This is a genomic window from uncultured Campylobacter sp., from assembly GCF_937890585.1.
Classification (GTDB): domain Bacteria; phylum Campylobacterota; class Campylobacteria; order Campylobacterales; family Campylobacteraceae; genus Campylobacter_A.
The window spans coordinates 1-10,828 of the sequence record NZ_CALACG010000170.1 but is presented as its reverse complement, the minus strand read 5'-3'; the positions used below and the strand labels follow the sequence as shown (position 1 = coordinate 10,828).

At 39.2% G+C, this 10,828-nt stretch carries 8 protein-coding genes and 6 tRNA genes; 6 read left to right on the top strand and 8 right to left on the bottom strand.

Annotation, left to right across the window (positions count from 1 at the left end; genetic code table 11):
• From Q0296_RS05005 to Q0296_RS04990, 4 genes are all read left to right on the top strand, one after another.
• Positions 1–428, top strand: a 428-nt coding sequence (locus Q0296_RS05005; RefSeq protein WP_298037379.1) for a flagellar hook-basal body complex protein, incomplete at its 5' end; no start/stop codon positions are given.
• Between the two features lie 166 nt (positions 429–594).
• Positions 595–1,164 (top strand): hypothetical protein, encoded by a 570-nt coding sequence (locus Q0296_RS05000; protein ID WP_298037377.1) that lies wholly within the window; start codon positions 595–597, stop codon positions 1,162–1,164.
• A gap of 20 nt (positions 1,165–1,184) precedes the next feature.
• Complete coding sequence (locus Q0296_RS04995; protein ID WP_087581954.1) at positions 1,185–3,626, top strand: molybdopterin-dependent oxidoreductase; 2,442 nt, start codon at positions 1,185–1,187, stop codon at positions 3,624–3,626.
• A 1,093-nt stretch (positions 3,627–4,719) separates the two neighbouring features.
• Positions 4,720–4,842 carry a hypothetical protein gene (locus tag Q0296_RS04990; protein ID WP_298037366.1) on the top strand — a complete coding sequence of 41 codons (123 nt, stop codon included), beginning with the start codon at positions 4,720–4,722 and terminating at the stop codon, positions 4,840–4,842.
• 470 nt (positions 4,843–5,312) lie between these two features.
• Here Q0296_RS04990 and Q0296_RS04985 read toward each other — a convergent pair.
• The 7 genes from Q0296_RS04985 to Q0296_RS04955 all read right to left on the bottom strand — a co-directional run bounded on the left by Q0296_RS04985 (position 5,313) and on the right by Q0296_RS04955 (position 7,018).
• Positions 5,313–5,397 (bottom strand) — tRNA-Leu (locus Q0296_RS04985).
• Between the two features lie 14 nt (positions 5,398–5,411).
• A tRNA-Arg gene (locus Q0296_RS04980) sits at positions 5,412–5,488 on the bottom strand.
• A 15-nt stretch (positions 5,489–5,503) separates the two neighbouring features.
• Positions 5,504–5,580 (bottom strand) — tRNA-Arg (locus tag Q0296_RS04975).
• 6 nt (positions 5,581–5,586) lie between these two features.
• Positions 5,587–5,663: transfer RNA gene (locus tag Q0296_RS04970), tRNA-His, on the bottom strand.
• Between the two features lie 9 nt (positions 5,664–5,672).
• Positions 5,673–5,750: transfer RNA gene (locus tag Q0296_RS04965), tRNA-Pro, on the bottom strand.
• 166 nt (positions 5,751–5,916) lie between these two features.
• Positions 5,917–6,399 (bottom strand): type II secretion system protein, encoded by a 483-nt coding sequence (locus Q0296_RS04960; protein ID WP_298037363.1) that lies wholly within the window; start codon positions 6,397–6,399, stop codon positions 5,917–5,919.
• A 127-nt stretch (positions 6,400–6,526) separates the two neighbouring features.
• Positions 6,527–7,018, bottom strand: coding sequence for a type II secretion system protein (locus tag Q0296_RS04955; RefSeq protein ID WP_298037361.1), 492 nt, complete (start codon positions 7,016–7,018; stop codon positions 6,527–6,529).
• 151 nt (positions 7,019–7,169) lie between these two features.
• Here Q0296_RS04955 and Q0296_RS04950 point away from each other — a divergent pair, with 151 nt between their 5' ends.
• Positions 7,170–8,036 carry a cytochrome c peroxidase gene (locus Q0296_RS04950; protein ID WP_298037357.1) on the top strand — a complete coding sequence of 289 codons (867 nt, stop codon included), beginning with the start codon at positions 7,170–7,172 and terminating at the stop codon, positions 8,034–8,036.
• The gene (locus Q0296_RS04945) at positions 8,029–10,446 is read left to right on the top strand and encodes an EAL domain-containing protein (RefSeq protein ID WP_298037351.1); all 2,418 of its coding nucleotides are present in this window, start codon (positions 8,029–8,031) and stop codon (positions 10,444–10,446) included. The genes Q0296_RS04950 and Q0296_RS04945 overlap by 8 nt, the downstream gene beginning before the upstream one ends.
• A gap of 149 nt (positions 10,447–10,595) precedes the next feature.
• On the opposite strand, the gene Q0296_RS04940 is transcribed toward Q0296_RS04945, so the two are convergent.
• Positions 10,596–10,670 (bottom strand) — tRNA-Glu (locus Q0296_RS04940).
• Positions 10,671–10,828: the final 158 nt, after the last annotated feature.

The window sequence follows — 10,828 nt, the reverse complement described above, 5'->3', positions numbered from 1 at the left end:
GCATGACAAGCTCAGCTAACGCCAGAAAAGATTTTAATATAAAAAGAGATGGATACGCTGAGGGGCTTTTATCAAAATATAGCGTCGATGACCGCGGCAACATAATGGCAAATTTTGACAACACTCGTGCATTCCCCGTAGCAAAAGTGGCGCTTTATCACTTTATAAATGACCAAGGCGTGGCAAAGGTTGGCGACAATCTTTATGAAGCCACAGCCAACTCTGGCGAGCCATTTTTTTACAAAAACAAAGCTGGCGAGACCGTTTATGGGGCGCAAATTTTAGCAAACAAGCTTGAGATGAGTAACGTCGATCTTGGTCAAGCACTAAGCGAGGTAATCGTCACGCAAAAGGCCTACGAAGCGAGTGCAAAAAGCATCACGACAAGTGATGAGATGATACAAACTGCTATCCAGATGAAGAAATAATCCTTAAAGTAAATTTGGGCGAGCAATCGCCCTATTTTTATAACTTTAAATTTACTTTAGCCCTTTCAAATCCCCTAAAATACTTACTTTTCTCTAAATATAGCAATATAATTTTAAGCGTGCTGGTTATAAAATTCATTTAATTTCTTTTTTTAAGGATTGTCAAATGAAAATGCTATTTTTAGCCCCAGTGCTAGCTTGTAGTCTTGCCTTTGGTGCTGATGTGATCGCAAAAGATGCAAACATAACACTTGATGGCAAGATGATCGGTAAGATAGAGGTTTTAACGCCAGTTGAGGTCGTAGAAAAAGGCGATAAAACGAGTAAGATCAAGGTTAGTGGTGTCGTGTCGGCAAACTACTTGGCTCAGCTTCAAAGAAGCGTAGAAGATCCTGAAGTTTTTGTAGCTTTTGATGAAGAGAGCGAGGCAAATTTCAAAAAAGTAAAAGATCTTGAAGACGACTACGGCGAGGTTTGGTACCAAGCTGATGGCATTTATGAAGTGCCAAATGACGCACTTGGTGGCAACCAAAAAGAGCTTTACGCAAAGGCAAAGAAAATTTATGAGGAGACCTGCTCAGCATGTCACAGGTTGCACGAGCCAAACAGCTTTACAGCTGCTCAATGGCCAGCAAATTTAGCTGGTATGGTTGATGCGAAATTTGTTGCACTTGATGAAACTGACCTAAATTTAGTGCTTAAATACCTACAGCACAATGCCAAAAAAGTAAAATAAATTTTCATAAGGGAGAAAATATGAAAAGACGAGATTTTATAAAATTTTCTGCACTTGCTGCCACAGCGGCACAAGCAAACAAGATAGAAGGCGTGACAAAGACCATTTTTGATCAAAACAAGACCTTTGGCGCAAATAGATTTGGGCTATTTTGGGCAAATACCAACTCAAACCAAATCGTCTCCGTCGATCCATTTGAGGGCGATAAATTTCCAAATACCATGAACAACAGCTTGCCAGACCTCATCCAAAACGAAAGCCGAGTGCTCTATCCATACGTGAGAAAGAGCTATCTAAAGGCCAAAGGCGCAGCTAAGAGCGAGCTTCGTGGCAAAGAGGAATTTGTGCGTGTTAGCTGGGAGACCGCCCTTGATCTAGCAGCCAAGGCTCTAAAAGAAAATTTTGACAAATATGGCCCTGAGAGCATCTACGGCGAGTGCTACTGGTGGGGCGGTAGCGGCAAGATCAGCTGGGGTAGGACTGTTGGTCACAGGATGCTAAAAGTGCTTGGCGGATATGTAGAAGAGAGCGGCGACTACTCAACGGGTGCTGGCCTTGTTATCATGCTTCACGTCCTAGGCAACAGCGCCGTTTATGATGCTCCGACAAAGTGGGAGGCTATCGCTAAAAACGCTAAAAACGTTGTATTTTGGGGCACTGACCCACTTGTAACTGATCAAATTTCATGGCAGCCACCAACACATGATGGCTATCTTGGCATCAAAAAGATAAAAGAGGCAGGCATAAAAACTTATAGCGTTTGCGTCTTTAAAAACGACACCACAAGATACCTTGACTCTGAAGCTATCATCGTTCGTCCAAATACCGACGTAGCAATGATGCTTGGCATGTGCCACTATCTATATGAAAACAAGCTTTATGACGAAGAATTTATCAAAAAATACACAGTTGGCTTTAATAAATTTAAAGACTATCTACTTGGCACAACCGACAAGGTGGTAAAAGATATCAACTGGGCGAGTAAAATTTGTGGCGTAAAAGCTGAGGATATCGCTAAATTTGCAACAGCACTTGCAAAAGAGCCAAGCGTCATCATCGCAGGCAGATCACTTCAAAGACAAGATCACGGCGAGATGAGCTTTTGGGGTATCGTAACACTTAGCGCGATGTTAGGTCAGATCGGCAAAGAGGGACTTGGCTTTGAGTTTAACCTCTACCACTCAAATGGCGCTACAGACAAGATCGCTCCGTCACTAAAAGGCATCAGCACTAGCATAAGCGAGAAATACGACAATGTAGATGGCGCTCCTTGGAAGAAATTTAAAAACGTCACCATCCCATCTTCAAGATCGATCGAGGCTTTGCAAAACCCTGGCAAAGAGATAGACTATGACGGCTCAAAGATCAAGCTACCACACATGAGAGTGGCTTATATGGCGTCTGGATCGATGTTTACAAGGCATCAAGACGTAAATAACGCCGTAAAAGCGTGGCGTAAATTTGACACCGTAATAACAGCTGAGCCATTTTGGACAAGCACAGCAAAACTAAGCGACATCGTCTTGCCAGTAGCCCTTGAAGTCGAGAGAAATGACATCAACCAAAGCGTGCCTACAAACGAGTACATCGTGGCTTACAAGCCTGTCGTAGAGCCTATGGGCGAGAGCAGGAGTGACTACTGGATCTGCTCGCAAATCTGCAAACGCTGGGGCAGAGAAGAGGTCTTTACAGAGGGCAAAGATGAGCTTGGCTGGGCGAAAGAATTTTACGCAGACGCAGCCGAGCAAGCCAAAGGCATAAATGTCAAGATGCCAAGCTTTGATGAGTTTTGGAAAGAGGGATATGTTAGATTTGAGCAAGATGACGAAGCGAGCAGATACTACACAAGGCTTAGTGCTTTTAGAGAAAATCCTCACAAAAACCGCCTAGGCACGCCATCTGGCAAGATAGAGCTCTACTCTCCAACTATCGCTAAATTTGGTTACAAAGACTTTGCGCCGCACGTTGCTTGGATCGAGCCGTTTGAGTGGCTTGGCAGTGAAAAAGCCAAAAAGTATCCATTTAGCGTCACAACCCCACACTCAAGATACCGCCTCCACTCACAGCTAAATAACTCCGTGATCAGAAACTACGCTGAAGTATGCGCGCGCGAGCCAATGCTAATAAACGTAAATGACGCCAAAGCAAAAGGCATCGCAACTGGCGATGTGGTGAGAGTATTTAACGACAGGGGCGAAATTTTAGTCGGTGCGCTTGTCACTGACATCATCCCAGAGCACGTCATCGCCATATGCGAGGGTGCGTGGTACGATCCTGAAGTGCTAGGCGAAAAGAGCCTTTGCAAACACGGCTGCGTCAATGTCCTAACTCGCGACAAAGGCACATCTAGCATCGCTCAAAGCAACTGCGGACACACAATCCTTGTAAATTTAGAAAAATACAAAGGCGAGATCAAACCAATCACTGCGTTTTCTAAACCAAAAATTTTGCAATCTTTGTAGAATTTATATAAATTTAGCCCTCGATTGGGGGCTAAATTTGATCATTTGCTGCTTTTAATCAAAATATCTTGTGACTTAAATTTGACCCATAGTTAGTCAATCAACTTGCCCTAAAGCGCTAAATATCACTTATTGAAAACAACTGGGGCTAGAATCACTACTAAATTTATATTTTGCAAATTTAGGCACGCTTTATCGCCTAAATAAAAAGCTACAAAACAAACAAATTTCTATATCTTTAAAAAGACAAACTGCTACCTATATGTGCTTTTAGATCAAGCTGATTGCTGAGTAAATTTCAAAGTCAGTGTAAATTTGACTAAAATTTGTTAGTAAAATTTTAGATTTAAGTCCGAAACGACTAAATTTCGTCGTAAATTTTCGTGCTGCTAAGTTTTCTCGTCAAATTTAATAAGAGCAGAGCTATCATAGCTAGCTCCATTATCGCTAGTTCTTAAAACACTGCTACCAACACAAGGCAAGCTTTTTTAATAGCCCAAATTCACAATCCACCTTGTTTTTACTCTTTAAATTTAGCTCAAGATACAAATTTACTAGCAGAATTTGGCTCCTGAGATAGTTAAATTTGGTCGTAAATTTCTATGTTATTAAAAAATTAATGAGAGCATATCAGCCGTAACTATCCCCATATCGCGAGGCACCAGGACATTGCCAAGCGCATTATCCATGAAAAATGCTTTTCTGGTAGCTTAAATTTACTGCTTCCGTTATGAATTTGATCCTTTTACTCTTTAAATCACAGCCTCTAAAATTAAGCCATAACAACCAAATTTAGCCATAAATTTCTATCTTTTTTTAGTTTTGTGGCTAAATTGCCATAACCAACTTTACATACAGCCTATAAAAAGCTGTCTTTGCACGATAAATTTACTGCCTACACTGCAAATTTAGCTTTTTTATTACTTGAAATAACCGGCTCTCACGGCTATTGCCACAAGCCAAACAAGATTAGCTTGTAAATAGCTCAAAATTTCATTGCAAATTTGGCATTTTTGCGCCTTAAATATTAAAGGCTTAAACCAAAAATGGCTAAATTTAGGCGTAAATTTTCCTTAGCTTATCAAGGTGATAGTTGCACCACCTTGCATCGCAATCCACCCAAGGCATTACTGCAAATTTCACATATACACACATGATGATCATGCCGTTTCACGCCCAAAAACCAACCATCTCGCCTTGCAAATTTGCTCTTTAAATATCTAAATTTGCCATCATAATAGTTTAACACCGCAGACAAAAATTATAAGCTATTTAGCGCGATATTAGCCCACTGCCTACGCTCTTGGCATACAAGTAGCGTTATTACTAAAAAGCTGCCTCATATTTGCAGCCAGCCATCAAGCTTAAATTTATTTCAACCCGATCTCCTTACAATCTACCTACCAAAGCTAAAATACGCTATCAAGCCTATTAGCACAACTATAAAACAAACCTTCGCGTGCCTTCACACAAAAATGGCAGTCTCAACACTACCGCACTCGCCTTTGGTTTCTTATTATCTCTTTGTTTTAATGGCGTAAATTTGGGAATTTGATCTTTGAATTTTATAAATTTAATGCAGATCGTTTGATAAGTGAAAATTTCTACTAAATTTTAAATAAGTAAATTTGATAAATTCAAATGAAAATTGAGTTTTTGAAGTTTTAAAGATGGATTTTAAAAAGATGGTGCGGATGAGAGGACTTGAACCTCCACGCCGTGGGGCACCAGATCCTAAGTCTGGCGTGTCTGCCAATTTCACCACATCCGCACAACAATAATAAGTGGTACGCCCATCAGGATTCGAACCTGAGGCCTACGGCTTAGAAGGCCGTTGCTCTATCCAGCTGAGCTATGAGCGCATAAAGTCTTTTAAGTGGCGCGCCCGATAGGAGTCGAACCCATAACCTACAGATCCGAAGTCTGTCGCTCTATCCAATTGAGCTACGAGCGCCCAAAATGGGGTGAGTGATGGGAATCGAACCCACGACCCTCAGGACCACAATCTGATGCTCTAACCGACTGAGCTACACTCACCATTTAACATGGTCGGGGTGAAAGGATTCGAACCTTCGGCCCTCTGGTCCCAAACCAGATGCGCTAACCAGACTGCGCTACACCCCGCCTGAGTCGTGTTTGTAAGTTTATGCCACTACCTCATTAAAAAACCGCATTGTATCTAAAAATGTTATTGTTGTCAAGAAAAAATTAGTTTTGGACTTTATTTTTATAAAATTTCAAGAATAAAACGTAAATTTCGGACTTTTGAAGTTTTAGTAAATTTATATAGTTAAAAAATAACGCGAGTTGCGCCAAAACTGATAAAATACGGGGATGTTTCTCCAGCTGATCTTAGCATAGTTTGTCCAAGCTGTTTAAATTCTGAAGTTTCCCAAAGCCTTTTGCATAAGCCATTTTGACCAATATTTACCCCTAGGTAGTTTTCATCATTATGACCAGTATTAAAAAAACTTGATATAAAAAAGCATTCATCATCTTTAATAAAAAAGCCAAGGTTGCCAGAGCTATCTATAACCCCAGCATTTGTCATCGCTCTAAAATCAACTCTGTTATTTTTGGTGTCAATAGCCAGCTTACCTTCTGATATGTAGTAGACATTTATGTCTTGAATGGCAACGGCTATCTCTGACATAACTTTTGTAAGCTTAGCGTCCTCTCTTGTGGCATTTATCTTAGAGATAACAACTGTGGTTAGTATTCCTACGATAACTATTACAAAGATTGGCTCGATCATTGTAAAGGCCTTTTTCATCACTTCATCCTTGAAATTTGAAGTTACGAGATTATAGCTAATTTTTTTATAAATGAAAAATAAATTTTTAAAAGTAGATTAAAAGAGATGGCAAGGAATTTCCTTGCCAATAAGTAAAGATTAAAAGTTATTCCCACTTAATGCCAGTACCACCAAATTTTAATTTACCAGTAGCAGCTGCAACACTAGAAGTAGATGCAGTAGTAGTACCTGTTATTAACGCTGCTATAGTTCTCATAGAAGGTAAATCCCATACTGATTGACATAGTCCGCCAACTTTAATAGTAGCTACAACAGTACCGTTTTTATTATTTATTTTACCTAAATTCAGGCACTCTTCAGTCTTGGCTTTAACAGGATTTGGAACATTTGTCATTTGCGCAAAATCAGCATCAACACCACCATCAGAATCTGCAGTGCTACCGCTTTTTTCTGCAAATTTACCCTGTGAAGTATAGTATGAGCCTAGATCAGAAATAATAGTCTGTATATTTGTAGCAACTTTAGCTGTCTCTGCATCATCCCTTGTTGCAGCTAGTCTTGGTATAGCGACTGCGGCTAATATACCCAAAATAACGATCACGAAGATCAACTCGATCATTGTAAAACCTTTTTTCATTGGTTCCTCCTTGAAAATTGTTGTATTTTAGCGGATTATACAACTTTTTTTTCAAAATGCAAATAAAAGCTAAATTTTTTACAAATTAGCCGATTTGGTAGATATAAAAATAATTGAGCTATAATTATGCGGTTAAAAATATGGAGATTTTATGAATAAATTTTTATTTTGTTTGTTGGTATCCTTTTGCACAATGATGGCAAGCGAGACTTTCGAGCCGGTACTCACATCAAAATACGACGAACAAAAAGCTCGCATCGGTAAGAAGCTCTTTTTTGACAAAAGGCTAAGCCCCACTGAAAACTACTCTTGCGAGACCTGCCACAACCTATACTGGAATTTCAGTGGTACAAATCCATCTTACACTAGCAAAAATGGCGCTTTAAACCCACCAAGCATGCTAAATGCGGCTCTAAATTTTATATTTTTTAATGATGGTAGAGCTAGAAGCCTAAAAGAGCAAGTAAACGAGTCGATAAATTCTAGAAACCAGCTAAATTCAAACAAAGATGAGATAGTAAAAAAGGTAAAAAGCATAGGCGAGTATCAAATTTTGTTTGAGGATGCCTATGAAGATGGTATCAAATATAAAAATATAGTAGATGCCTTGGTAGAGTTTGAAAAGGCAGTGCTTAGCATAGACTCGCCATTTGATGAATACATAGCTGGCAATAAAAATGCTATAGACGACGAAGCAAAAAAAGGCTTTGAGACTTTTAAGAAGATCGGCTGTGTGGCTTGCCACAATGGTAGAAATTTAGGTGGAAATTTGATGCAAGATATAGGACTAAAAAAAGATACAACAGAAAATAGGCGTCTTTTACGAGTGCCATCTTTAAGAAATATCACCAGAACATATCCGTACCTAATAAGTGGTAGCATAAATGACCTAAAAGAGTTGATAAGCTTTGTAAGCTACCGCCAACTACTTCACACACTAAGCAATGAAGAGATAGAGCAAATTTATAAATTTTTGCAGACGCTAAATGGCCGCAGACCTAGGATACTAAATGAATAAAAGACAAGTAAATATCATCCTAATCGTTTTGGCTGTAGTTTTTGGATTTGCCTCTTTTTACATATATAAGGCAAATAAAGTTGTTGGCGTAGTCAGTAAATTTAACGACAAGGTTTTAAACCTTATGCTACTAGATAATGAGCTAAGCTTTAGCCTAGAAAATAACGTCTTTCACCTAAACTACGACGATGTCAATAAAAATTTAAGAAATTTCGACCAAAATTTAAGCCAGCTTGATGAGCTAAATAGTGTTATGCAAATTTTACATCAAGAGAAAAACGCTAAATTTTTAAAAAACATACAAGATAGCTTTGCGAAAAAGCAAAGGCTCATAGATAGGTCAAATTTCGCTAGCTCGTCGATGGCTTCTTATATATTGTCTGGTGAGCATGAGATAGATAGCGACAAGAGGCTAGAGCCGCTAGATCCGATATTTCACGCGATAAGAAGCTCGGCTATCATAAGTAATGAAGCTCTTGATATAACAAAAGAGCAAATAGAGAGGTTTAAAACTACTTATAAAAACGACGCAAAGGCGACTTCGATCCTAGAAAAAGCCTCTTACGCGCTTGGATTTGCAAAGAGCCTTAGCAACATAGCAAAGGACTCAGCTGATATAAAACTTGGAGAAATTTTAAGGAATTTTAGAAAAGAGAGCCTAAGATCATATATGTCGATGGTGCGAAATATCATGATCATGCAGGGGCTTTGCTTTGTCTGCTTTGTGCTATTTTGCGCGCTAACTTTTTATCAAGCAAGAATAGTTATCAAACAGTTAAAACAGATAAAACTTCTAAAAGCCACGGTCGATACGGCACACAGCTCGGTAGTTTTTTGCGATAATAGTAATAAAATTTTATATGTAAACAAGACTTTTGAGGTAAAAACAGGCTATAAACTAAGTGAGGTCGTTGGCAAAGACCCTAAAATTTTAAAATCCTATATGCACCCAGATAGCTTTTATGCAGAGATAAAAAACGCCATAATGAATAAGAGCTCTTGGGAGAGCGACGAGCTCATTAGCAAGACAAAGAGCGGAAATTTACTATACGAAAAGGTGCGTTTTGCGCCGTTTTTCTTTGAAGAAAAGCTCGAAGGATACATGGCTGTCAAGCTTGACCGCACAAAAGAGATAGGTATGCTAAATGAGCTAAAGCAAAAAAATGAGCAGATAAAAATTCAATCCTCAATCGACAAGCTAACTGGCTTTGGCAACTACTTTGCGCTGACTGAAATTTTAGAGGCGAAAAAAGATGGAATTTTGATCTGTATAACCATCAAAAACTATAAAATGCTTAGATTTTTCTACCAGACAAAGGTCATCAACGCCATGCTAAAAGCGGTGGCAAACACCCTAAAACTCTGCGTAGATACATACTCTGTAAATGCTGAGCTATTTAGATTTCAAGACGATGCGTTTTATATCTGGTATCAAGGCGATGACATCGTTAGAGATATAGGTTTTATAAAAGAGTACTTTAACTTTAACAGGATAAATATCGAGATCGATGGTAAATTTGAAAACTTGCCTGGCATTAAGATAACTCTTGGCGTATCCTTGCCAAACGACACGCCTCAAACAGACCGCCTTGTGCAGTCTATCCTAGCCAACCAGCAGGCAACTGATAGCGGCAATGAGATATATTATTACCTAGAAAACGACGCGATCGAGATGAGATACTACAAAAACCAGCTCATCACGCAGCTCATCGAATACGCCCTTGAAAACGACACGGTTATCGTCGAGTGTCAGGGAATTTTCAATGTTCACGAAGATGAAAAAGAGGCTAAATTTTATGAGGTCTTGGTGCGTATCGTCGATCAAAATGGCAAGATCCGCTACCCAGGCGAGTTTTTAGAGATCGCGATGAAGACACAGCTTTATGTGCAGATAACAAAAAGGGTTATCGCGCTTGCCTTTGATCTAGTCAAAAAATATCCAAATTTTACATTTTCTATCAACCTCTCAAGCTCTGACCTAACCGACCCTAGTGTAAGAGAAATTTTAGAAGAGAAGCTAGAGAGCTGCCCTGATCCGAGTAGAATTTGCTTTGAGATGCTTGAGAGCGAAGAGCTTAGCGACTACGCCATGGCAAATAAATTTATAAAAAGGGCAAAGGGCTATGGCTGCAAGATATCGATAGACGACTTTGGCTCGGGCTACTCAAACTACTACCGAATTTTAGAGCTTGATATAGACAATATCAAGATAGATGGCTCTATCATCAAAAAGCTACCAACCGACGAAAACGCAAGGGTTTTGGTTGAAACTATCGTTAGCTTTGCAAAAAGGCAGGGCTATAAGATCGTGGCTGAGTTTGTGAGCAACGAGGAAATTTTAGAGTATATAAAGAAATTTGGAATTTCATACGCACAGGGATTTTTACTAGGCAAACCGCACCAGATGTAAATTTAGCCTTTTGGCTGGCTGGTTTGCTTGGTAAATTTAGGTGTTCTACTTCAATCTGCAAATTTGAAAATTTAAAATACAAAATGGATCAAAATGTTGAATTAACGAAATTTTAAAGCTTATGTGGATAAGATTTTGACTTTTAGAAGTGGTGACCCATACGAGACTCGAACTCGTGTTACCGCCGTGAAAGGGCGATGTCCTAACCGCTAGACGAATGGGCCACTGTTCGGTTATGAAATTGGGATTATATTACCATTATGCTTAAAATTACATTAAAAGGACAAATCTTGAAAAAAATTTCACTTATTTTGCTTTTTACTCTATTTTTTACTGGCTGCGTCGTCACAAAAACACCGCAAAGCTCGCAAGCCTTTCAGGT

What these genes read in the sequence shown, in the direction of transcription:
- Q0296_RS05000 (WP_298037377.1), top strand. Translation starts at nt 595, where the DNA reads ATGAAAATGCTATTTTTAGCCCCAGTGCTAGCTTGTAGTCTTGCCTTT.
- Q0296_RS04995 (WP_087581954.1), top strand. Translation starts at nt 1,185, where the DNA reads ATGAAAAGACGAGATTTTATAAAATTTTCTGCACTTGCTGCCACAGCG.
- Q0296_RS04960 (WP_298037363.1), bottom strand. Translation starts at nt 6,399, where the DNA reads ATGAAAAAGGCCTTTACAATGATCGAGCCAATCTTTGTAATAGTTATC.
- Q0296_RS04955 (WP_298037361.1), bottom strand. Translation starts at nt 7,018, where the DNA reads ATGAAAAAAGGTTTTACAATGATCGAGTTGATCTTCGTGATCGTTATT.
- Q0296_RS04950 (WP_298037357.1), top strand. Translation starts at nt 7,170, where the DNA reads ATGAATAAATTTTTATTTTGTTTGTTGGTATCCTTTTGCACAATGATG.
- Q0296_RS04945 (WP_298037351.1), top strand. Translation starts at nt 8,029, where the DNA reads ATGAATAAAAGACAAGTAAATATCATCCTAATCGTTTTGGCTGTAGTT.